20 protein-coding genes are annotated in these 23,006 nt (G+C 65.2%); 12 read left to right on the plus strand and 8 right to left on the minus strand.

The features are described from left to right. Window positions 1-2: 2 nt before the first annotated feature. The 3 genes from LCM15_RS20795 to LCM15_RS20805 form a co-directional block, all read right to left on the minus strand. A complete protein-coding gene (locus LCM15_RS20795) occupies window positions 3-1,523 on the minus strand; it encodes a tripartite tricarboxylate transporter permease (protein ID WP_224859749.1) in 1,521 nt (506 codons plus the stop codon). Next, the gene (locus LCM15_RS20800; protein WP_224859750.1) at window positions 1,523-1,990 is read right to left on the minus strand and encodes a tripartite tricarboxylate transporter TctB family protein; all 468 of its coding nucleotides are present in this window, start codon (window positions 1,988-1,990) and stop codon (window positions 1,523-1,525) included. Before LCM15_RS20800 ends, LCM15_RS20795 begins: the two co-directional genes overlap by 1 nt. An 84-nt stretch (window positions 1,991-2,074) precedes the next feature. Further along, the gene (locus LCM15_RS20805; protein ID WP_224859751.1) at window positions 2,075-3,046 is read right to left on the minus strand and encodes a Bug family tripartite tricarboxylate transporter substrate binding protein; all 972 of its coding nucleotides are present in this window, start codon (window positions 3,044-3,046) and stop codon (window positions 2,075-2,077) included. A gap of 163 nt (window positions 3,047-3,209) precedes the next feature. Between LCM15_RS20805 and LCM15_RS20810 the strand changes: the two genes are divergently transcribed. Beyond that, on the plus strand, window positions 3,210-3,884 hold the full coding sequence (locus LCM15_RS20810) for a response regulator transcription factor (RefSeq protein ID WP_224859752.1): 675 nt from the start codon (window positions 3,210-3,212) through the stop codon (window positions 3,882-3,884). After that, the gene (locus LCM15_RS20815) at window positions 3,877-6,282 is read left to right on the plus strand and encodes an extracellular solute-binding protein (protein ID WP_224859753.1); all 2,406 of its coding nucleotides are present in this window, start codon (window positions 3,877-3,879) and stop codon (window positions 6,280-6,282) included. The genes LCM15_RS20810 and LCM15_RS20815 overlap by 8 nt, the downstream gene beginning before the upstream one ends. A 343-nt stretch (window positions 6,283-6,625) precedes the next feature. On the opposite strand, the gene LCM15_RS20820 is transcribed toward LCM15_RS20815, so the two are convergent. Further along, a complete protein-coding gene (locus LCM15_RS20820) occupies window positions 6,626-7,738 on the minus strand; it encodes a zinc-binding dehydrogenase (protein WP_224859754.1) in 1,113 nt (370 codons plus the stop codon). 742 nt (window positions 7,739-8,480) lie between these two features. Between LCM15_RS20820 and LCM15_RS20825 the strand changes: the two genes are divergently transcribed. Then, the gene (locus tag LCM15_RS20825) at window positions 8,481-9,023 is read left to right on the plus strand and encodes an adenylate kinase (protein WP_224859755.1); all 543 of its coding nucleotides are present in this window, start codon (window positions 8,481-8,483) and stop codon (window positions 9,021-9,023) included. Between the two features lie 72 nt (window positions 9,024-9,095). Here the strand turns inward: LCM15_RS20825 and LCM15_RS20830 are convergent, their stop codons facing one another. After that, entirely contained in the window at window positions 9,096-9,548 is a 453-nt protein-coding gene (locus LCM15_RS20830; RefSeq protein WP_224859756.1) for a GNAT family N-acetyltransferase, read from the minus strand. Window positions 9,549-9,796: 248 nt separating this feature from the next. On the opposite strand from LCM15_RS20830, the gene LCM15_RS20835 reads away from it, so the two are divergent. Together LCM15_RS20835 and LCM15_RS20840 are read left to right on the plus strand one after the other, a co-directional pair. Next, a complete protein-coding gene (locus LCM15_RS20835; protein WP_224859757.1) occupies window positions 9,797-9,997 on the plus strand; it encodes a hypothetical protein in 201 nt (66 codons plus the stop codon). 177 nt (window positions 9,998-10,174) lie between these two features. After that, complete coding sequence (locus LCM15_RS20840; RefSeq protein ID WP_224859758.1) at window positions 10,175-11,761, plus strand: arylsulfatase; 1,587 nt, start codon at window positions 10,175-10,177, stop codon at window positions 11,759-11,761. Window positions 11,762-12,207: 446 nt separating this feature from the next. Here LCM15_RS20840 and blaRCP read toward each other — a convergent pair whose 3' ends face one another. Continuing rightward, a complete protein-coding gene (gene blaRCP, locus LCM15_RS20845) occupies window positions 12,208-13,089 on the minus strand; it encodes an RCP family class A beta-lactamase (RefSeq protein ID WP_224859759.1) in 882 nt (293 codons plus the stop codon). A gap of 138 nt (window positions 13,090-13,227) precedes the next feature. On the opposite strand from blaRCP, the gene LCM15_RS20850 reads away from it, so the two are divergent. Both LCM15_RS20850 and LCM15_RS20855 read left to right on the plus strand, forming a co-directional pair. Next, entirely contained in the window at window positions 13,228-14,097 is an 870-nt protein-coding gene (locus tag LCM15_RS20850; RefSeq protein WP_224859760.1) for a LysR family transcriptional regulator, read from the plus strand. A gap of 210 nt (window positions 14,098-14,307) precedes the next feature. Further along, window positions 14,308-15,345 (plus strand): helix-turn-helix domain-containing protein, encoded by a 1,038-nt coding sequence (locus LCM15_RS20855; protein ID WP_224859761.1) that lies wholly within the window; start codon window positions 14,308-14,310, stop codon window positions 15,343-15,345. Between the two features lie 107 nt (window positions 15,346-15,452). Here LCM15_RS20855 and LCM15_RS20860 read toward each other — a convergent pair whose 3' ends face one another. After that, window positions 15,453-17,543 carry a TonB-dependent receptor gene (locus LCM15_RS20860; protein ID WP_224859762.1) on the minus strand — a complete coding sequence of 697 codons (2,091 nt, stop codon included), beginning with the start codon at window positions 17,541-17,543 and terminating at the stop codon, window positions 15,453-15,455. A 318-nt stretch (window positions 17,544-17,861) separates the two neighbouring features. Between LCM15_RS20860 and LCM15_RS20865 the strand changes: the two genes are divergently transcribed. The 5 genes from LCM15_RS20865 to LCM15_RS20885 are packed head-to-tail and all read left to right on the plus strand — an operon-like array spanning window position 17,862 to window position 22,626. Further along, window positions 17,862-18,842 (plus strand): iron-siderophore ABC transporter substrate-binding protein, encoded by a 981-nt coding sequence (locus LCM15_RS20865; RefSeq protein WP_224859763.1) that lies wholly within the window; start codon window positions 17,862-17,864, stop codon window positions 18,840-18,842. Continuing rightward, window positions 18,842-19,813 (plus strand): FecCD family ABC transporter permease, encoded by a 972-nt coding sequence (locus tag LCM15_RS20870; RefSeq protein ID WP_224859764.1) that lies wholly within the window; start codon window positions 18,842-18,844, stop codon window positions 19,811-19,813. The genes LCM15_RS20865 and LCM15_RS20870 overlap by 1 nt, the downstream gene beginning before the upstream one ends. Next, a complete protein-coding gene (locus LCM15_RS20875) occupies window positions 19,810-20,817 on the plus strand; it encodes a FecCD family ABC transporter permease (protein WP_224859765.1) in 1,008 nt (335 codons plus the stop codon). The genes LCM15_RS20870 and LCM15_RS20875 overlap by 4 nt, the downstream gene beginning before the upstream one ends. Then, window positions 20,814-21,623, plus strand: a complete 810-nt coding sequence (locus LCM15_RS20880; RefSeq protein WP_224859766.1) for an ABC transporter ATP-binding protein — start codon at window positions 20,814-20,816, stop codon at window positions 21,621-21,623. Before LCM15_RS20875 ends, LCM15_RS20880 begins: the two co-directional genes overlap by 4 nt. Before the next feature lies 1 nt (window position 21,624). Further along, complete coding sequence (locus LCM15_RS20885) at window positions 21,625-22,626, plus strand: siderophore-interacting protein (RefSeq protein WP_224859767.1); 1,002 nt, start codon at window positions 21,625-21,627, stop codon at window positions 22,624-22,626. A gap of 179 nt (window positions 22,627-22,805) precedes the next feature. On the opposite strand, the gene LCM15_RS20890 is transcribed toward LCM15_RS20885, so the two are convergent. Beyond that, the coding region (locus LCM15_RS20890) for an IS3 family transposase (protein ID WP_224855708.1) at window positions 22,806-23,006 on the minus strand (201 nt) is incomplete at its 5' end.

The following is a 23,006-nucleotide window of genomic DNA, read 5'->3' on the forward strand; positions in this document are numbered from 1 at the left end:
CGTCAGATCGCTTTCGAATTGCCATCGCCTTCCATTTTGCGCGCCCGCCGGGACAGCCAGATCGGGGCAATCACCACCAGAAGCGCGAGGACATAAAGCACGATGCTCTTGTAGTCCGCGACCAGGATCGACCAGTCCCCGCCCGAGATCGACAGCGCCCGGCGCAGGTTGTTCTCGAACAGGCTGCCAAGCACGAAGCCAAGGATGACCGGCGCCAGCGAGAAGTCGAGCTTTCGCAGGAACCAGCCGAACACGCCAAGGCCGGTGATCAGAAGCAGGTCAAAGGGGTTGCCCACGATGGTGTAGATGCCGATGAAGGCGAGGATGGCGATCAGCGGTGTCAGGTAATGCTGCGGGATCGTCAACATCCGCGCAAACAGCCCCACGAGCGGCAGGTTGATGACCAGCAGTGCCACGTTGCCGATATACATCGAGGCGATCAGACCCCATGCGACCTCGGGACGCTGCACGAACATCATCGGACCGGGTTGAATGTTGAACATCAACAGCGCGCCAAGCAGGATGGCCGTGGTGCCGGACCCCGGAATGCCGAGGGTCAGCATCGGCACCATCGCACCGCCGGCGGCCGCGTTGTTGGCGGCTTCGGGCGCTGCCAGCCCGCGCACATCGCCGGTGCCGAAGGTCTTGTCGGTGTCCGAAATCCTCTTCTCGGTGCCATAGGCGACGGCAGAGGCCACGGAGGCGCCGGTGCCGGGCAGGATGCCGATGAAGAAGCCGATGACCGAGGCCCGCACGATGGTCCACTTGCATTTCGCCAGATCGGCCATGCGCACGAAGCTCTTGTCCACCGGAAGGGCCTTGAGCTTGCCCGAAACCTGATGCTCGACGAGTGTCAGCAACTCGGCCATGCCGAACAGCCCCACCACCACGATCAGGAAGTCGATCCCCGCCAGAATGTCCGGCAGTCCGAACGTATAGCGCGGCACGCCGGTATTGGCATCGATCCCGATGGTCGCCAGCATCAGGCCAATGGTGGCCCCGAGCAGCGTCTTGACCGTGCTTTTGCCGACCAGAGAGGCCAGCGAGGCGAAGGCAAAGACCATCAGTGCCACATAGTCGGCGGGCGAGAATGTTACCGCGAAGGACGCCAGGGTCGGCGCGAACAGCGACATCAGGATCACCGCGAAGGTGCCGCCGATGAACGAGGCGATGGCAGACAGCGCGAGAGCACGCCCAGCCAGCCCGGCACGGGCCATTGGATTGCCGTCAAGCGTGGTCATCACCGCGCCCGCATCGCCCGGAACATTGAGCAGGATCGAGGAGATCCGCCCGCCGTACTCCGCGCCATAGTAGATGCCGGCCAGCAGGATCAGCGCCGATTCAGGACCGAACCCCAGCCCGTAGGCGATGGGCAGCAGGATGGCCACGCCGTTGATCGGACCAAGCCCCGGAAGGGCGCCAATCAGGGTGCCGGCGAAACAGCCCGCAAGAACGAGAAAGAGGTTGAACGGGTCGAGCGCCACGCCAAAGCCCGTGGCAAGGCCGGTAAGAACGGTTTCCATCAGGAGCTTTCCTCTTGAAACGTGTCGACGATCGCCTCGTAGAGCTCACCGTCGGGCAGGTTGAGCTCGAGCAGCGTGGCGCAGAGCAGATAGCCCAGCACCCCGGCGGCGACGCCGAAGAGCGCCGAGCGCCAGATGCCCGCTCCCAGCATCGCGCAGAGCGTGGTGCCAAAGAGGATCGTGGCAAGGATGAAGCCGAGCGGCTCGTAGAGTTCGGAATAGGCAACCAGCATGATCACCGTGGCGCCCAGACGAAACCAGGTCTGACGGGTGACGCCCATCTCTTCGGTGTCGGGTTTCCACAGGATCACCAGCAGGCAGGCAATCGCGACAAGCGACAGGATGCGCGGCCAGCTTTCGGGGCCAAGCGGGTCATACTGGAAGGGCGCGCTGATGGCGGTGAACGCGATGACCGCATAGGCAAGCGTTACGACCAGCAGGACCCCGGCAAAAATTCGGTCGACCATTGTGGCCTCCTCAACGTCTGGGGCGTGGCATGAAGAAAGACGGCCCGCACCGATGATAGGTGCGGGCCGTAGCAGGAGTGGCGATCAGTTGATCAGCCCGGCCTCTTTGGCGATGGTGCGAAGGTTCTCGACCCGCTCTTCGATGGAGCTCTGAAGGGCTTCACCGGCAAGGTTCATCGGCAGCAGGCCACGCTCTTTCTGGATCGCGGCGAACTCCGGCGTTGCATAGGCGGCCTCGAAGGCATCGACCCACTTCTGGTAGTCTTCGTCGGACACCTCGCCGCCCATGTAGAAGCCGCGCAGGATGGTCCATTCCACGTCGAAGCCTTGTTCGATCGCGGTCGGGATCTCGGCAAACGGGGCCTCCAGACGGTCGGGCGACATCACGGCGAGGATGCGCATCTGGCCGGATTCAATGTGCGGCACCATTTCACCCACATCGCCCATGTAGACCTCGATCGAACCGCCCAGCAGGGCCGCAATCGCATCGCCGCCACCATCGAACGCGACATAGCGCATGTCCATCGGCTTTGCTCCGGCTTCGCGCAGCAAGAGCGCGCCCTTCATCCAGTCCTGCGAGCCGACGGAACCGCCCGCGCCCACGACGACCGAAGCGGGATCGGCGGAAAAGTCGCTCATCAGCTGCGACAGATCGGTATAGTCGCTGTCGGCACGCACCACCACGGCACCGAAATCGGCGCCAGCAGTGCCGACCCAGCGGACGTCCTTCTCGGTGAAGGCGCCGTATTTGCCGGTGACGATGTTCAGCAGCGAGCCCGTCGAGAACGCGACGATGGCGGAGCCGTCATCGGTGCGGGTCGAATTGAAGAGGTTGTAGGCCACTGCCCCGATGCCGCCGGGCATGAAGGTGACCTGAACCGGCGCATCGATATGCGGGTCGAGACCGGTCTGCGCCACACGGCAAGTCAGATCGAAGCCACCACCGGGGTTTGCCGGGGCCACGCATTCGGGATTGTCGATCTGGACCTGCGCGGATGCGGATGCCGCAAAACCGGCGGCCACGATGATGGCCGCGCCAAAGCGAGTGAATTTCATTGGTGTTCCTCCCTGAACAATGTCTCCGGGTCCCCCCGGGGTCAGACATCTATAGAGAGGCTTGCTGATCCAACCCTGACGCGAAGCTGACAGGACGCTGACCTGAGGTGTGGCGCCGTTTCTCCATCTTCCCGGCTCATTGCCGCTCTGATATCTGTGGGCAATGCGCATTCTTCTGGTGGAAGATAATGACGAACTGGCCGAGACGATCGTGGATCGTCTTCGGGCCGAGGGACATTCCGTTGATCGCGAAAGCGACGGCAACGAAGCCAACGAGCTGCTGCGCCACATCAATTTCGATATCATTCTGCTGGACGTGAACCTGCCCGGACGCAGCGGCTATGACGTGCTGCGCTCGCTTCGGGCGCGGTCCGACCAGACCCCCGTGATCATCCTCACGGCGCGCAGCCAGATCGACGACCGCGTGCTCGGCCTCGATGCGGGCGCGGATGACTACATGATCAAGCCGGTTGATTTCCGTGAATTGTCCGCCCGCTGCCGCGTTCTGGCACGGCGGCGTTCGGGCAGCGCCAGCAACCTTTTTACCGTCGGTGCCTTCAGTTTCGACCGCGCCGCCAAACTCGCGAAGATCAACGGTCAGGACGCGCAACTGCGCGCGCGGGAAGTGCAGTTGCTGGAGATCATGATCGACAACCTTGGCCGTATGCTGACCAAGGAAGAAGTGGCCGACCGCCTCTATACCTTCGAAGAAACGCCGAGCATGAACGCCGTCGAGCAGCTCGTGACGCGGCTGCGGAAAAAGCTGGAGGGCACCCATCTGGTGATCAAGACCGCGCGGGGTCTGGGCTATATGGCCTATGTCTCGGACGATGACTGAACGGCCCGGCCATTCGCTGCAACGACGACTGCTGTTCAGCATGGCTGCGGGGTTCGCGATCCTGCTCATCCTGATCTCGATCCTGCTCTGGACCTATGCCCGCTCGGCGGCGAACCGGACGCACGACCTCCTGCTCGCGGGCGCAGCGCTGTCGATCCTGGAACGGGTCTCGATCGGACCAGACGGACCGACGGTGGACATGCCCTATTCGGCATTGGAAATCCTTTCATTGAACCCTGTCGACCGCGTTCAGTACCGGGTGTTCGTCCCCGGAAAGGCGGACATCACCGGCAACGAAGACCTCCCCTTTCCGACGAATGACGAATTGTCCGCCGAGCCTGTGTTCTACGATTCCGATTACCAAGGCGCCGCGTTTCGCTTCGTCATGCAGGGCAGACGTCTGAATGCCCCGACGGGGGCGGAATGGGTGGCGGTGAAGGTTGGACAGACGGTCGAGGAGCGCGCCTCGCAACAATGGTCCTTCTTTCTCAGCGGCCTGATCGGGCTGGGGGCGCTGTCTCTGATCGGGCTCGGCTTCGTTTGGGTCGCAATCCGCACGTCACTGTCCCCCCTGCGGCAGATCGCGGGCGACCTGAGGCTGCGCGCCCCGAATGATCTCTCACCGGTCGAAGGCGCACCGCCGCGCGAAATTCGCGGGCTTTTCGACGCGATCAACGGTTTCATCACCCGGCTCGATCAGAGCCGCTCCCTCACCGAGACCTTTATCGCCGACGTTGCCCATCAGACCCGCACCTCGCTTTCCGCGCTGCAAGGACACCTGGCGCTGGCGGTCGATGCCGAGGATTTCGACGCGATGCGCGCCCGGGTCGACAGGGCTGACAGACAGGCCGCGCGCACGGTGCGGCTGACCAACCAGCTCTTGGCAAATGCGATGGTGATCCACCGATCGGACCAGGCCAGTATGCACCCGGTGGCGCTGCGGGCGCTGGTCCGGGACACCCTCGCCGAAAGTCTCAAGGACAGCCGGATGCGCAAGATCGCCCTGTCCTTCGAGGACGAAGGCATCGCGCCGGGACGGGACGTGATCCACGGCGATGCCTTGTCGATCCGCGAGGCGCTGCGCAATCTGATCGAGAACGCCGTGCGACATGGCCCTACGGACAACACCGTGACGATCACGCTGGACGAGGCCGACGAACAGGTGCGCCTGAGTGTCGATGACGCCGGACCGGGTATTGCCGACGAGGACTTGGCGCAGGCCACCGAGCGTTTCACATCCCTGTCGACCAAGACCAGAGGGTCGGGTCTCGGCCTGTCCATCGTCAAAGCGGTCGCCGAGGGCCACGACGCGGAGCTGCGCCTCGGGCGGTCGTCGCTTGGCGGGTTGAACGTCACGCTGATTTTCAGGCGCCTCGCGGTGGCCCTCCTGCTGATCCTTGGGCTGGGTTTCACCGGGCCAGAGGCCCAGGCGCAGACCCTGCGCATCTACAGCGCCACCGACACCCCGGCCATGCAGCCTCTGATCGACGCTTTCATTGCCACCACCCCCGGCGCCACGGTCGAGTATGTCGAATTTCAAACCATCGACCTCTACGAGAGAATACTCGACAGCACGCCCGAAGAGATGCCGGATGTCGTGATATCCTCGGCGATGGACCTGCAAGTGGATCTTGTGAACCGCGGCCTCGCGCAACGGGTTTTCCTCCCGGCAGACGCCATGCCGCCGGAATGGGGCACATGGCGCTCGGAACTCTTTGGCTTCACCTTCGAGCCGGCCGCCGTGGTCTATGACAGGCGGGCGATTTCGGCGAGCGAGCTCCCCGCAAACCATCGCGATCTCGCAACGTTCGTGCGCGCCAATGAAAGCCGTCTGAGAGGGCGGATCGGCAGCTACGATCTGCGAGCGTCGGGCGTGGGATATCTCTATGCCTCACAAGACAGCCTGCAAGGGCCACAGGCGCAACGATTGATCGAGGTTCTCGGGCGCGCCGGTCTGCGCATCTATTGCTGCACGTCGCGAATGGTGGACGCGGTGGCGAGAGGCGAGTTGGCGTTTGCGGTGAATACGATCGGGTCCTATGCCAGCAGCCTCATCGCGGACATGCCGCAGCTCGGTCTGCATTTCTTCGAGGACTACAATCTCGTGATGACACGCACGGCATTTGTTCCGGCCGCATCGAGGCAGCCGGAGCTTGCAGCAAGCTTTGTCACCTATCTTCTCTCCGAAACGGGGCAAAGCGCCATCGCGGAGCAGACGCCGCTCATTCCGATCCGGCCCAGCGCCCCAGCCCATAAGGAAATCGAGCGAATGATCGCGGAGAAGCGCGGCACCTTCCTCCCGATAAAGCTGACGCCAGCTTTGCTGACGTTTCTGGATGTTTTGAAGAAGAGGGACTTTCTCTCTGTCTGGGACACGTCCCTTGCACGGCTACCCTGATCGTCGGACGCTAGGGCTGCGCCAGCGCGAACCCGTTGCAGCCCATAGCTGCGCGTGACGCGCAGCTATGGGCCCCAGACTTGGCGGTGGTTTTGCCAGTGCCGGCTCTGAGCTGCCTCAGGACCTCTCCGAGCCGCCGGACGACCGCCAACCACATGGCCTGAAGGCAGACTTCAATCGGTCAGGTCAGCTCGAAGATCAGACACGGCGACAGACAGGGCGCCGGACCAAACCGGCGGATCGGTCGCAATCAGCCCTGCCCCCCGTTCCTGCCCCCGTTTCGAACGCCATCCAAAAACGACCGTCGCGTTGGGTCGATCGACGGCGCGTCTTCAGGCGCCCCTCACCCCCATGGCGTCACGAGGTACTTCTCGCCGGTCTTCATCTGGCTAAAGTCGCTGACCGCCTCGCGGGTGAGCATCTCTTCGAGAGTGACCCGTGTCTTGTAGTGGCTGGCAAAGGTCGTGGTCAGGTTGTCGCGCACCCGCGCGCGCATGCGGGCGACCGTCTCGCTGCCGGCAGATTGCAGGAACGGGAACAGCAGCCAGCCCGACAGGGTCCAGCCGAACCCGTAGGCGGGCGTCAGCACCGTCTCGTTGGTGTCGAGGCGGCCGTAGATGTACATCCGCTTGGGCTGGTTCGAGCCGTAGCGCGAGTATTCGTCCATGCGGCTGACCGCGACCTGCTCCATCGCGCGGAAGGCCGTGTCGACCGACTTGCCCCCGCCGATCGGGTCGAAGCCGCAGAAGGCCCCGGTGTCGTCGATCGCCTTGGTGAGCTGCGCCATGAAGTCGTCGTCGGCGGAGTTCACGACGTGGGTCGACCCGATGTCGCGCAGCAGTTCGGCCTGATCGGCTTTCCGCACGATGTTCACCAGCCCCATGCCGTCCTCGAGGCAGATGCGCGTCAGCATCTGCCCGAGGTTCGAGGCCCCGACCGTGTGCAGGATCGACTCCTGCCCCTCGCGCTTGGCCGTCTCCACGAACCCGAGCGCGGTCATCGGATTGACGAAGGCGCTGGCGCCCTCCTCCGCCGAGTGCTCCCCCAGCGGCAGGCACATGGCGGCGTCGGCAAGGCAATACTGGCTGTAGGCATTGCCCGGCACGCAGGAAACGCGCTGACCGATCAGCGCCTGCGCGGCCGGGTCGTCGCCGGCGGCAATGACCGTGCCCGCCCCTTCGTTCCCGGCAGGCAGCTTCAGCCCGTGCCGCGCTTTCGAGCCGGCATTGGCAGGCTCGGGCACCTTCGCCACGAACTTGCCCGGCGTGAACTCCGCCGTCTCGATATCCGCGGCGCCCACGAGGATGGCGAGGTCGGAGGGGTTGATCGGCGCGGCCTCCATCTTCACCAGCACTTGGGCGCCGGTAGGATCGGGGGTGGTGACCTCCTCGAGCGCAACGGTCAGCGTGCCATCGGGGTCGAGTGTCGTGAAAAGCTGTTGGCCGGTGGTGGACATGGGTATTCTCCCGCATTTGGTCGTCAGGTGAGGCGCCACCCGCGCGATGGTAGGGGGGGGCGGCGGCTTTCTCTGCCAAATAGGACGAAGAGCGCCTGCGGCGACCGTCGCCGAAATCTCGCCCAGATCAACTGCCCGCGAGGAAGGCGGAAGCGTGCTTCTGAATCAATCGCATCCCCCCTTCCAAAGGTGAGGCGCGCTCGAAATGCTCTCAGAACATCAAGACGCGGCGCCCGGGGTGTGGCACCGCTCTCAAGCGCAAGCGGCGCGCCAGCCGCCTCGGACACGCCAGTCTTTAAGACGCGGGTCCAGGGCTTCTGACGCATCTCCTTTTGCAATCGGACACCGGAGCGCGCTGCCTGCCTCGAGAAACAGGCAAACGCCCAAAGGTGCGCCGGGGCGCTCTTCCGGAGGACAGCATACAGCCCCCAATAGCACTCGAAGCCATCGCAATCCTGATCTATGCGACGGTCGGGCGCTTTGCGGTGGCCTTCGCTTCAACGAAGCTCCATTGGTTTCAGCGCGCATCCGGAAGCGGTATGATTGTCTTTGGGCTGCTTCTTCTTTTGAGCCACCAACCCGGTCGAGCTGCAGCCTAGCGCTTGATCTACGTCTGTTGACCACTCGGAACCGCCAATCGCGGCGCGTCTGAGTGGCAGCACAGCGGGACGACGCGGATATTGTAGACGGCGACGCGCACCGCCATTGCGCTCTCGGGTGTGAATAGGAACAGCGATCTGACATGCCAAGACTATATCTGATAGGAGCATCCTGCTCGGGCGTCTCGACGCTCGGGGCCACGCTGTCGGCGCGCCTGCGCGTGCCGCTGCTGGATGTCGACGGCTTCTACTGGCTGCCGACAGATCCCCCATTCACGACGAAGCGCCCACCGGAAGATCGGGTCCGCCTGATCCAGGAGAGGCAATCCCGGACCGACGGCTGGGTTCTGTCAGGCTCCTTCATCGGCTGGGGGGATCGCCTGATCGAGCATGTCGAGATCATCGCCTTTCTGTATACTCCGACGACGATACGGATGCGCCGTCTGGAGCACCGGGAGGCACAAAGACATGGTGATCGGATCCTGCCGGGTGGCGACATGCATGAAGGCCATCTGGCATTTCGTGACTGGGCCTCTCGCTACGATGATCCGTCGTTCACAGGGCGCAATCTCGCGCAGCATGAGCGCTGGCTTGAAGCGCAAACCGCTCCGGTTCTAAGGCTTGACGGCACACAGCCTGCTGACGTGCTCGCCGATACGGTCACGACCGCGCTGGACCGGCTCTGAGGGGCCAAGACGCGCGCGATCCCGACCGTCGCGCAGGTGGGCTGGCAGGGAATGGCCCTGCCAGCCCTAGTCTCAGGCCTTGATCCGGAGGGAGGCATTCGGGAACGGGAAGCCAAAATCATCGACCGCGCGCCGGGACACCTCCTGAAATCCGAGCCTCCTGTAGAAGCGGACGGCTTGCTCATTCGCGGTATAGACCTCGAGGGACAGTTCGCCCTTCCGGGCCAGGGCGTCGGCGATAAGCCTGCGCCCGATCCCGTGGCCTTGCCAGCCCGGCGCGATGAAGATCCCGCCGATGAAACAGTCCAAAAGGCTGATGAAGCCAACAGCGTCTCCGTCAAGGCAAGCCACGGAGGTCTCCGCCTCTGGCAGATACGTCTCCTCGATCAGCCTGCGCTGTTCCGTCAGCCTTGTTTCACCGATGAAGGGGTGCGCCTTCAGCGAGGCGGCGAACCATATGGTCGACAGTCTTTCCAGATCCGTTGCCGCGTCGAAGGGCCGGATCACCACATTTGCGTTCTTCATGAGAACTCCAAAGAAATCATGCAAAAAGGGTCGGCATCCGCGTGCCGAGCGATGCCGCTAGATGCGGGTCAATCCAAGCCTCTGTGCATAAATCTCCGTCTGTGACGGGATGAGAGTAAGCCGCAGTGCCACCAGCTTCAATGACGATTGAGGGCTCGAACCGGACATCCGCTGCGCTTCGACCGAGGGGTCGCAGACCGCAGCGAACGGTCGAACAGCTCCAGTCCAGTAAACGCCGGGAGGCTTGAATGACCGCCAAAACATCAGAGCGAACTACCTGCGTCGATGGCGGAAGGATCGAAGTCATGGACGACCACAACAGCATGACATGCGACACCTTGCTCCTCGCCCGAGAGGCCACGCATCGCATGGTGGTAGACGGGCTGCGCAGGATCGAAATGTTCCAGAACGGCAAGGACTATCGCATCATGGTCCGCGCACGCTGCTGATTCAGAAATCCCCGCCGGCCTTTCCCTTGCAGCGCATTTCCAATGTTCTTGGATGGACTTCGGCGGACGATGCCAAAAATTCCCCTTATAAGATTGGCCCGAGCGACACACGCCAAAATTGTGCTACCCTCGGGACACAAGTTTGATTCCAAGCAATTAAAGAATTGGAGAGAAGTGATGTCTCGATCATATCTTCTGGCGATTCCGCTGGCGGTTCTGGGCCTTGCGGGCCCGGTCGTCGCGCAGGACCAGCCCGAGAAACCCAATATCCTGGTGATCTGGGGCGATGACATTGGCTGGTCGAACCTGTCGTCCTACGGCATGGGCACCATGGGCTACACCACGCCCAATATCGACCGGATCGCCATGGAGGGCATCCGCTTTACCGATCACTACGCGCAGCCGAGCTGCACCGCAGGCCGCGCCGCATTCATCACCGGGCAATACCCGATCCGGTCGGGCATGACGACGGTGGGTCAGCCGGGCTCGGCCCTTGGCCTGCAGGCCGCCTCGCCCACGCTCGCAGAAGAGCTCAAGCAGATCGGCTACCGCACCGGGCATTTCGGCAAGAACCACCTTGGTGACCGCAACGAGCACCTGCCGACGGTACATGGCTTCGACGAGTTCTTCGGCAACCTTTACCACCTCAACACCCAGGAAGAGGCCGAGCAGCGCGACTACCAGCGTTTCGGTGAGGCGTTCTCGGGCTCTCTGGAGGAGTATGAAGCCCAGTTCGGCACGCGCGGTGTGATCCACTCCTTCGCGTCCGAAACCGACGATCCTACCGAGCAGCCGCGCTTCGGCAAGGTCGGCATGCAGACCATCGAGGACACCGGCCCGCTCACCCAAGAGCGGATGAAGATGTTCGACGAGGAAGAGGTGCTGCCGCTGGCGATCGACTTCATGTCCGCGGCCAAGGAAGCGGGTGAGCCCTTCTTCGTCTGGCTCAACACCAGCCGGATGCACCTTTACACACGGCTCAACGACGAATGGCGCTATGCCGCCGAGGAATACACCTCGGAGGCCGACCTCTACGGCTCGGGAATGCTGCAACACGACCACGACATCGGCATGGTCCTCGATTGGCTCGACGAGCAGGGCCTCGCCGACAACACCATCGTCTGGTACTCGACCGACAACGGGCCCGAGCACAATTCCTGGCCACATGGTGGCACAACGCCGTTCCGCGGCGAGAAGATGACCACCTACGAGGGCGGCGTGCGCGTGCCGTCGATGATCCGCTGGCCCGGGCATCTGCCCGAGGGTGAGATCCGCAACGGCATCCAGGGCCACCAGGACATGTTCACCTCGCTGGCTGCCGCCGCCGGGATCGAGGACGTGGCTGCCGAGGTCATGGAAGAGAAGCAGCAGTATATCGACGGGGTGAACAATCTGCCGTACTGGATGGGCGAAGAGGAGGCCTCGCGCCGCACGCACATCTTCCACTACTACGAGAGCAAGCTGACCGCTGTCCGCATGGGTCCGTGGAAGTTCCACTTCTCCACCAAGGAGGACTATTACGACAGCCTGCAGGCGCGCACCGCGCCGCTGGTGTTCAACATCCGCATGGACCCCTTCGAGAGCTACAGCAGCACCGACGCCTACGGTCACCTGATGCAGAAGGTGTCCTGGATGATGCAGCCGATGAGCGTGCTCATGGGCCAGCACCTGCAGACGCTTGCGGAATACCCGCCGGTGCAGGGTGGGGCGTCCTTCGACATGTCAAACGTCGTGGCGGATTTCCTCGACAGCGCGATGCAGTAAGGCGCCCGACGCAGCCCATAGACCATGGGCTGCGTCCCATCTTCTTCCGACGGGTGACACTCGCCAATGGCGCCGCGAGTGTCGCAAAAGGGCTCGGTTCCGTCATTTGTCGATGCAGAACAACCCTCAATCTTGGCCCGCCCTGATTGTCGGCTTCCATCTTGGCTGTGTGATCGCATGGCCAGCGCAGCGAAGGCCTTTCGTTCTGGCCCTAGCTGTGATGCAGCACCTGGCGCGATGGTCCGACCGGTGCTGCCTGAAGACCAGCGCCAACGCGATGGTGCAGACTTCCAGCGTCGCTCTGGGAAAGGTGATGGAGCGGCCCCGGCAGACCCGGCATCGCTAGCCACTCCACCGGCGCTGTCGGCTACGCAAGCGCGTGATCTCGCGCCGCGCATGCCCCGACGCTCACCAAGTGTCGGAGCGAACGCCACGCCTGAGAGACGTCACTCGCGAATGACAGCGGCCACCGCCCGGCCCAGATCCTTCAGCGCGTCGTTGCGGAGCTCGAAGGCCGCGTCCGTATCCGAGATGAACATCGTCGCGATCCAAGGCGCCTCGCCGTCAGGCTGGATCACCGCGACGAGGTTGCGCGTGTGGCTTCCGCTGCCCGACTTGTCGAGGATCAGCCAGTCGTCCTCGGCCTCGGCGCGCAGCAATGCGCCGGTCACGCCGCCATGACGCATCCACTCCGCCAGCTGCCCGCGCGCCTCCGGAGACAGCGCATCGCCCAGCAGCAGCACCCGCAGCGTGTCGGACATGGCGGCCGGGCTGGTGGTGTCCCGTTCGTCTCCCGGGGCGAAGTCGTTCAGCTTGGGCTCGATGCGGTCAACGCGACTGGTAATATCGCCGACGCTGCGGAAGAACTGCGTCACCGCCTCCGGCCCGCCGAGATGCCCGATCAGGAGGTTCGCCGCCACGTTGTCGCTTTGGTCGATCGCCGCGCGGCACAGCGCGTCGAGGGTCATGCTGCCACCGACCCGCGTCTCTGTGACCGGCGCATAGGGCACGAGGTCGGCCTCGCGCACCGGCAGCGCATCGGAGAGCGACAGCGTGCCCGCGTCCCACCGCGCCAGGATGGCGCCGCAGACCGGCACCTTGACCGTGCTGTTCATGAGGAAACGCTCGTCCTCGCGGTGCGACCAGGACCACCCCGAGCCAGTCTCCACAAGCGAGACGCCGACGCGGGCGCCGAGCTGCTCCTCGATCCGCGCGACGGTGTTTGAGAGCGCCTCGACAGGCGTTTCGGCGAGGGAGGCCGTGGCCATGAACAGGCCGAGAGTGAGCCCTGTCGCGACACGCGACAGGACGAAAGCGGGGAACCGCATGGGACCATTCCTTTCAGGATCTGCGCCAGTGGCGCTGGGGATGCGACATCACATGATGTCATGCGGACTGTATATTTCGGCTTGATATAAGCCATCAAACGACAAATCTTATGGCCAGCCATTAACTGAAGTATTGCCATGGACCGCCCCGACCTGCCGCTCAATGCCCTGCGCGTGTTCGAAGTCGCCATGCGCCAGGGCAGCTTTACCAAGGCGGCGATCGAACTGCGCGTCACCCAGGCTGCCGTCAGCCACCAGATCGCGCGGCTCGAGGACCTGCTTGGCGCGACCCTGTTCCTGAGAACCTCGCAGGGGCTGGTGCCGACCGACGAGGGCCGCCTGCTCTTCCCCGTGCTCGAGCATGGCTTCGACGCGATGGCGCGGGTGCTCGACCGTCTCGGCGGGCGGCGCGACATCGAGGTGCTGAAGGTCGGCGTCAACACGACCTTCGCGATGGGCTGGCTGATGCCGCGGCTCGAGGCGTTCCGGCAGGCCCATCCCGAGATCGACCTCAGGATCTCGACCAACAACAACCGCGTGGAGATCCTGCGCGAAGGGCTCGACATGGCGATCCGCTTCGGCACCGGAGGCTGGACCGGACACGAGGCGATCCCGCTGGCAGACGCACCGATGGCGCCACTCTGCGCGCCGCGCCTCGCGTCACGTCTCCTGCATCCTTCGGACCTCGGGCAGGTCACGCTCCTGCGCAGCTACCGAAGCGCCGAATGGCCGGGCTGGTTCGAGGCCGCGGGCGTGCCCTGCCCGCCCGTCACCGGGCCGGTCTTCGACAGCTCGATCGCACTGGCGGAACTGGCCGCCTCGGGCGCAGGCGTGGCGCTGCTGCCGATCTCGATGTTCGAGAGCTACATCGCCCAAGGTCGCTTGGCACAGCCGTTCGGGGTCGCCGTTTCGGTCGGACGTTACTACCTTGCCTGGCCGTCCGACCGCCCATCCACGCCAGCGATGAGCACGTTCTCCCGTTGGCTGACCGGCCAGAGCGCCGAGTAGCCAGCCAAGTCGTGTCAGCTCAGACCCGCCGGGCGCACGAGGGGCTGCTTCCGTCTGATTGTCACACGATGAATGCGAGGTCTTGGGTGGTTTGGCTCCAACACCGATCAACCCTCCGCTGGGCGGGTGTCTGCGCCGTATGAATATGGGTTTCGCAGTCAGCTACGTGACGTGCGCGGAGGCGGCAGCCGCAGACCCGCGCGAGAGGCCTTGCCGAGCGCCTCGGGCAACGTCCTGCCGGCCCGTCGGGAGATGGCCGGCTTGTGGGCACCGGCGGAGCGTTATAAGCTCCGCCTCCAGCCACGCAGCCTGCGAAGCGATCTTCTGTCGAGCGACATCAGGTGTGGTCTCTTGGGCTTCATGCATTCAATGATCTGCCGGACCGACGGCATCTCGCGCACGGCGCCGGTTCGCTGGCGGTCGTTCGAGCGCATGTGCGCGGTTCATTGGGAGGCCCGCGCGACATCAGGCGCCACGGGCTACTACCGCGCCCCGGATCCGCGCGTAATGCTGTTTTTCAATGACGTTTCGGGCATCATCCGTTTGGCAGAGCAAAGCGAGATCGACCCGGCGGCATGGCGCCCGATGCTGAGGGCGCTCTACGTTCCCGCTGGCGTTCCGATGTGGACAAGCTTCAACGCGGCGCACAGTTTTTCCCATCTGGATCTGCACCTCGACGGGCGCTGGCTGCTTGACCGGCTGTCGCCGCTGCTGGGCCATGACGTGGCCGCTGAGGCGCTGCAGCGGCAAGCCGAGGTTCAGGATGTGGGGCCTCTGGCGGCACTGGCGCAGGCGCTGGCGGGCGAGATCGGTTCGCCCTCCCGCGCGCCCGCCTTCGCCGAAAGCCTTGCGGTTGCGCTTGTCACGGGGCTGGTGGCCCCGGCTGTCGATGCAGAGGAGGAGACGGGCCGTCAGGGCGGACTGACGCCTTGGCAGATGCGCCGCCTGCGCGCCTTCCTTGAAAGGCGTGGCGGCAAGGCGAGCAATGCCGAGCTGGCGCAGGAGGTCGGGCTTTCGGAAGGCTGGTTCAGCCACGCGTTCAAACGCACCACCGGCAAGACCCCGCTGCAATGGCAGCAGGAACAGCGCATTTCTGCGGTGAAGGAATGCCTCATGCGAGAGGATCTGACGATTGCGGAGATTGCCGCGCGCTTCGACTTCGCCGATCAGGGCCACCTGACCCGCGTGTTCCGGCGCCACGCCGGGACGACGCCGTCCGCGTGGCGGCGCGAGGCCCTGGCCCGGTAAACCCCGCTTTCGTGGTCGTCGATCACGAGGCAGTCTGGCAGGCATAGCCCTGCCGAACCGTAAGGCCCGCACGCAGCTGGCAGACGGGCCTTGCTCTCTTGAGGACCTTACCAGCTATGGCGCAGGGTCAGGGAAATCTCGCGACCGGCATTGTAGTAATCGGTCGAAAAGCCGCCCTGGGCGATGTGCTTTTCATCGAACAGGTTGCTCACGTTCAGCTGCATCTCGGTGCCTTCCGCGATTTCGTAGCCGATGGCGGCATCCCAGATCCACGCCGAGTCCGTCTTCGAGCTATTGGCATCCGAGCGCCAGTATTCGCCGGTGTAGCGCGTACCCAGCCCAAGGCTCAGATCCCCGAAGGACCCCTGCCCCGGCACCAGATAGTCGACCCAGACAGATCCGGAACGCTTCGGCGTCGAGGCCAGCTCGTTGCCGTCGTTGTCGCCGAGGTTCGACTCGACGATCTCGGACTCGATGTAGCTGTACGCGGCGGTCATCGACAGGCGCTCGGTGATCTCGGCCTTGGCTTCGAGGTCGATCCCCTGCACACGCGACTCGCCCCGCACTTCCTGCAGCAGTGTGTCGGCGTTGGTGATCGTCTCGTTGTATTTGCTCAGGTCGTAGATCGACGCCGAAAGCAGCCCTCGGAAGCCCTCGGGGCGGTATTTCACACCCAGCTCGTATTGCTCGCCACGTTCGGGCTCGACCCCGAGCCCGGCAGGCACGACGGACTCGGCGTAGGAGCCGAAGACCGAGAGGTTCGGCGTGATTTTGTAGGTCAGCCCAAGGCGCATGGTGTCTTCCATGCTCTCGCCGGATGTCGTCACACCGCTCAGATGGTCGCGCACCTCCTGATCGATCCAGTCGCGACGCAGACCGGCCTGCAGAATGAACTGGTCGCGGGTGAACTCCTGCTGAAGATAGACCGACTTGACCTTGGTGTTGGTGGTGGTCTCCTGATAGGGATCGGTGCTGTCCAGATCCAGCCCGCCGGTATAGACCGGATCTTCCCAGTCGATATCCGCGGCCCGAGTATACCACAGGGTGTTGTGACGATGGTTGTCGCGGTATTCCACGCCGCCCATTGTCCGGCTCGACACGGTGCCGAAGCTTGTCTCGTACATCAGGTGCGCATCACCCACGAAATTGGCGAAGTCGGCGTCATTGGCGAAGTAGTAGCGCGATACGGTGGTGTCGGGCAGCGAGGTCACATCGCCCAGAAAGACGTAGCCAAACCCGCCCGTGCCTTCGGCAAAGCGCAGCGACGCGCCGAGCTCCAACCCGCCTCCGAAATCATGCTCGGCCTTCAGGGTGAGCGTATCGCGGTCGGTGTCGAGATAGTTGAAGTCCGGCTCACCGAGGAACAGATCGCGGTCGAAATCGTCGCCCGTCGCGGGATAGCCCGAGGAGTTCGGGTAGCCGTCTCGATAGAGGTGATCGTAGACCAGGCTGACCGTGGTACGGTCGGTCGGGCGCCAGGAAAGCCCGCCCATGAGGAAGCTCTCGTCATCATTGGAGTCGTCCGTCTCGGCGGCGCTGTCCTGGATCTTGCCGGTCAGCCGCCACGAGAAATCGCTGTTCTGCGCGAAGGTGTCGCCCAGGTCGAAGCCAAGCTCCCTGTGCTCGAAGCTGCCCACCGCGCCGTAGATTTCGCGCAGACGCTCGCCTGTCGGGGTCTTGGTGATGAAGTTCACCGCGCCGCCGGGATCGGCAAGGCCGAAGGCGGTCGAATTGGCCCCTTTCAGAACCTCCACGCGATCAAAGGCATAGACCTCTTCGCGAATGCCACCGAACGCATCGCCGATCAGCATGCCATCGCGATAGGTGGTGGCGTCGTAGGCCCGGATCTTGAAGAAGTCGTAACGGTCATCCCGGCCATAGAAATCGGTCGACACGCCGGCGGTATATTGCAGCACCTGCTCGGTGCTGGTGGCGCCGCGCCGCTCGATTTCTTTCGAGGTGATCACCGACACGCTGGCCGAGCTGTCCAAAACATCGCTCGGCAGGCCGCTGCCGCTCGAGATCTGGTCGGCCACGATGGTCTCGTCGTCGTCGCTGCCGTCGCTGGCGGTTTCGAGGAAGATCGTTCCGAGCGAGACACTCTCCTGCGCATGGGCCGGCAGCGACAGAAGCGCGATGGAGGCGCAGCCGGTCAGAAGGATGGAAAGGCGCGATGGCGCGGCGATAGGTGCGGTCACGGTGATGCGTGCTCCCTGCATGACATGAGGCCGGGCAAGGCCCGGCGTGTTGGCTTTCCGGCAAGGGCGGATGGCTCGCGAAAGGGATCGCCACCGCGTGTCGGACCGCAAAAGGACCCGACTGGCGCGCGGCGGCGACGCCCTTGTCCCGGGGCGCTTAGCAACAGGCGGCTTTCTGCGTCTTGAACAATTCTGCGGTTTTTGTCTATTCCTGATGAAAACCGTCAGAACATGACGCCCCTGCCCCCGCACCCCCGGTTGACCGCCCCGGCGCGGCGCGCTTAGGCCCCTTGCAGACCCAACAATGAAGGAAACAGCATGTTCACACGCCGCTATGCCTTGACGCTTGCGCTTGGCGCGCTGCTTGCCCCTGCCGCGCGGGCACAGGGCGGCTATCCGATCCGGATCGAACACGCGCTTGGCACGACGGTCATCGAGCGCCCTCCCGAGCGGGTCGCGACGGTGAACTGGTCCAACCACGAGGTGCCTCTGGCGCTCGGCGTGGTGCCGGTCGGCATGGCGGCCGCGAATTTCGGCGATGACGACGGCGACGGGCTGCTGCCGTGGGTTTCGGCGCGGCTCGACGCACTCGGTGGCCCGCGCCCCGTGCTCTTCGACGAGGGTGACGGCATCGACTTCGAGGCCGTGGCGTCGACACGGCCGGATGTGATCCTTGCGGCGCATTCGGGGCTTTCGGCGGACGACTTCGCCATCCTCAGCCAGATCGCGCCCACCGTCGCCTTCCCGCACCTGCCCTGGACCACCGGCTGGCGCGAGAACATCCGCATGAACAGCGCCGGGATGGGCATGGAGGCCGAAGGCGAGGCATTGATCGCAGATCTCGAGACGCAGATCGCCCGCGAGGTCAGCAAGTATCCGGTCCTCAAGGGAAAACGGGCGATCTTCGTCACCCATCTCGACCCGACTGATCTCAGCCGGGTTCCGTTCTACACCGACAACGACACCCGCGTTGCCTTTCTGAAGGATCTGGGGCTGCAATCGCCCCGCATTGTCACCGAGCTTTCGCAGTCCGGGCGCTTTGCCGGCGAGGTCAGCGCCGAACAGATCGACCTGCTCGACGATGTGGACATCGTGATCACCTATGGGACCGACGCGCTGCTGGGCCAGCTGGAAAGCTACGTGCTGACGGAGCGGATGCCCGCGATCGCGCGCGGCTCGGTGGTTTTGCTGCGCAACGATCCGCTGGGCACGGCGGCGCACCCGACGCCGCTTGGCATTCCCTATGTGCTTGAAGACTACGTCGCGCTGTTGGCCGAGGCGGCGGCAAAGGCCTCCTGATGCGCCTGCTGGGTCTGCTGTTGCTGCTGGCGCTGGCCGGGCTGCTGTCGCTTGGGGTCGGGGCACGCCTGACCGGGCTGGACGATCTGCGCGCCCTGACCGGCACCGTCGAGACGATGGGGCAGGCAGCGGTGGCCAGCCGCATTCCGCGCAGCGCGCTGGCGGCGCTGGCGGGCGCAGCGCTGGGGCTGGCGGGTGCGGTGATGCAAGGTCTGACCCGCAATCCGCTGGCCGATCCGGGGATCCTGGGCGTCAATGCCGGCGCGGCGCTGGCGGTCGTGGTGGCGCTGGCGACGATCGGCATGGACAGTGCGCAGGGCTATATCGTCGCGTCGATCCTTGGCGCCTCCGTGTCCGCAGTGGCGGTCTGGATCATCGCCTCGCTGGGCGCGGGCGGGGCGACGCCGCTCAAGCTGGCTCTGGCAGGCGCGGCCCTCTCGGCGGCGCTGGCCTCTCTGACGACAGCGGTGGTGCTGCCGCGCGGTGACATCGCGGGATTGGTGCAAAGCTGGCTGGTGGGCGGCGTCGGCGGTGCCACGTGGGATCGCATCACCCCGGTTCTGCCCTTTCTCGGCGCAGGGGCGCTTCTGGCGCTGGCCTCGGCGCAGAATCTCAACCTGCTGGCGCTTGGCGAGGACACGGCGACAAGCCTTGGCACGACGGTCTGGAAGGCGCGTAGCATCGCCGCGCTCGGGGCGGTGACGCTCTGCGGCGGGGCAACCGCTGTCTGCGGACCGATCGGCTTTGTCGGGCTCGTGGTGCCGCACCTAGCGCGGCTGGTCTTCGGCGTCGACTACCGGCGCATCCTGCCCGCCTCGATGCTCATGGGCGCGGCGCTCCTGCTGCTGGCGGATGTCGCGGGGCGGGTGGTGGCGCGCCCCGGCGAGCTGGATGTGGGCATCGTCACCGCCTTTGTCGGCGCGCCCGTGTTCATCTGGATCGTGCGCCGCCGCCGGGTGGCCGCGCTATGAGCCTCGCCGCGATCCGTCTGCGCAGTCGCCGCGCCCGCCGCCTCCGCGTTGGCCTGCTGACGCTACTGGGGCTTGCGCTTGCGCTGCTGACCCTGAGCGTCGGGCAGAGCGTGACGCCCCTGCCCCGCGTGTTTGCCGCGCTCACCGGAGCGGCGCAGGATTTCACCGTCTCGGTGCTGCGCCTGCCGCGGGCGGTGCTCGGGGCGCTGGCGGGGGCCTGCTTCGGGATGGGCGGCGTAGCCTTTCAGACCCTGCTGCGCAATCCGCTTGCCAGCCCCGACATCATCGGCATCAGCTCCGGCGCCTCGGCGGCGGCGGTCTTCTGCATCGTGATGCTGGGCATGTCTGGCGCCGCAGTCTCGCTCGTTGCCGTCCTCGCGGGGCTGGGCGTGGCCCTGCTCATCTACGCGCTGGCGTGGCGTGGGGGCGTTGCGGGGGCAAGGCTGATCCTCGTCGGGATCGGCGTCTCGGCCATGCTGCAGAGCGTTGTGGCCTATCTGCTGACGCAGGCGCCGAGCTGGTCCCTGCAGGAGGCGCTGCGCTGGATGACGGGATCTCTCAACGGGGCGCAGCTTGGCGCAGCCCTGCCGCTGGCCATCGCCCTGCTGATCTGCGGCGGGGCGCTGCTGCTGGTCCAGCGCGACCTCGAAGCGCTGCGCATGGGCGACGACATGGCCGCAGGGCTTGGCGTGCGGACGGGCGTCACGCGGCTTGTCACGGTCTGCGCGGCTGTGGCGCTTGTCGCCTTCGCCACGGCGGCCGCGGGGCCGGTGGCCTTTGTCGCCTTCCTCTCCGGCCCCATCGCCGCGCGGTTGCTGCGCCGGGACGGCGGCCTGCTGATCCCCGCCGCGCTGACCGGGGCCGCGCTGGTGCTGGTGGCGGATTTCGCCGGGCAGGTGCTGTTGCCCGCACGCTACCCCGTGGGCATCGTCACAGGCGTGCTTGGCGCGCCTTACCTTCTTCTGCTCATCATCCGCGACAACCGCGCCGGAGGCTCTCTTTGACCAAATCCCTTCAAGCCCAAGGACTTACCGTAGGGTACGGCGAGGCCGCCGTGCTCGACGGGCTGAGCCTGTCGCTCCCGCAAGGGCGGATCACCGCCATCGTTGGCGCCAATGCCTGCGGCAAATCCACCCTGCTTCGCGCCCTGTCGCGCCTGCTCCCCCCACGCGCCGGCAAGGTGCTGCTAGACGGCGATGACATTCACCGCCTGCCCCCGCGCCTGCTGGCGCAACGGCTCGGGCTGCTGCCGCAAAGCCCCATTGCGCCGGAAGGCATCACCGTTCTGGAGCTGGTCTCGCGCGGGCGGCATCCGCATCAAGGGATGTTCGGGCGCTGGACGCCGCAGGATCAGGCCGCCGTGACAGAGGCGCTGGTGATGACAGCCACGACCGCGCTGGCGGAGCGGATGGTCGAGGACCTCTCGGGTGGCCAGCGCCAGCGGGTCTGGATCGCGATGGCGCTGGCGCAGCGAACCGACATCCTGCTGCTCGACGAGCCGACGACCTTTCTCGACATCAACCACCAGATCGAGGTGCTCGACCTGCTGACCGACCTTAACCGCAAGAGGCAGACGAGCGTCATCATGGTGCTGCACGATCTCAATCTCGCGGCCCGCTACGCCGACCGTCTGATCGCGGTGGCCTCGGGGCGCATCCACGCCGCCGGTCCGCCTCAGGAGATACTCACCGAGGACATGCTGCAAGCGGTGTTCGGGCTCACGGCCCGCGTGGTGCCCGATCCGGTGACAGGCAAGCCGATGATGATCCCCGTGGGGCGCCACGGCCATACCCCCGCCAGAGGAGACTGACATGACCCGACAGGACACCGCCCGTCTGCCCGGCGTCGCTCTGGATGCGCTGCGCCGCGCGATCCTTGACCAAGCCGAAGAGCACGGGCTGACCCTGCGGTCCGACGATCCCTGCGCGCTGCGTCTGGGCACGGTCTACGGCGAGATGGCCTTCGCTGCCGATCCCGAGGGCTGTATCATCACCCTGAGCGCCGAGCGCGAGGATCACCTCCAGACCCTGCGCGACAGCGTGATCTACCATGCCGCCGCCTTCGCCCCGGAGGCCGCACAGGCGCTGCGCTGGCAGGACCGTGAACGAAGCGGCCTGCCCGCCAACGCCCGGCTGATGCGGGTCGAGCGCGTCGAGCCGCTCGACTGCGGCTTTCTGCGCGTGACGCTGGCGGGCGACGTCTCGCGCTTTGGCGCGGCTGCGATCCATTTCCGCCTCGGGCTGCCGCCTCAGGGCCGCACGCCTGTCTGGCCCACGGTCGGCAGCAATGGCGCGACGCTCTGGCCCAAGGGCGAGGACGCGCTTCACCTGCCGGTCTACACCGCCCGTTCCGCTACCGGTGGCAGGCTGGTGTTCGATATCTTCCGCCATGAGGGCGGTCGGACCACCACATGGGCCGAAACGGTCTCGCCCGGCACCGAGGTGCTGATTGCAGGCCCCGGCGGCGGCGGTTGCCTCATCGAAGGGCGCATCCTCGCACATATCGACGATACCGCCTTTCCCGCCATGGCCCGGATCCTCGAAGCCTGCCCCGGGTTGACCGGCGAGGTCCATCTCTACCCCTCCAATGAGGCCACCGCGCGCTATCCGTTTCCCGCCCATCGCGGGGTGAGGCTGAGGCGGCACATGCGGGCCGGCGCAAGGCTTGGCGCGGATGCCTGCGCCGCGCTCGATACGGGCAGTTTTCCGTGGCTGGCAGGCGAGCGCCGCCATGCGGACAGGCTGCGCAAGGCATGGAAGGCGGCCGGGGGCGCGGCGAAGCAGGCCTATATCGCGGCCTACTGGCAGGCCTGAGCGAAACGCGCCCGCCGCGATCAGCGCGCGTCCCGCTCCTGCATCTGAAGCCATCGTCGAGCTGAACCCCGATCTCCCGGCCCGCCCGTACCGCTGCATTCCGGGAGAAGGGCTGCTCGAAGGTCGCCGTCCGACGTCAGCGGCACGTGCCGCCGGACGGCTGAATAGCCCCGCGTTTCTTAGACGCCTTCGTATCTCAGTTTTTGCTGCCGCTCGAAGTCGACCGGCGACAGCATTCCGTTTCGGGCGTGTTTGCGCTTTGGGTTGTAGAACATCTCGATGTAGTCGAACACATCCTGCCTGGCCTCTTCGCGTGTTCGGTAGGTCCGTCGCCTGACCCGCTCTCGCTTCAGCAGGTTGAAGAAGCTCTCGGGCGAGAC

The sequence above is a fragment of the Salipiger bermudensis genome (genome assembly GCF_020171625.1).
Lineage (GTDB): Bacteria > Pseudomonadota > Alphaproteobacteria > Rhodobacterales > Rhodobacteraceae > Salipiger > Salipiger bermudensis_B.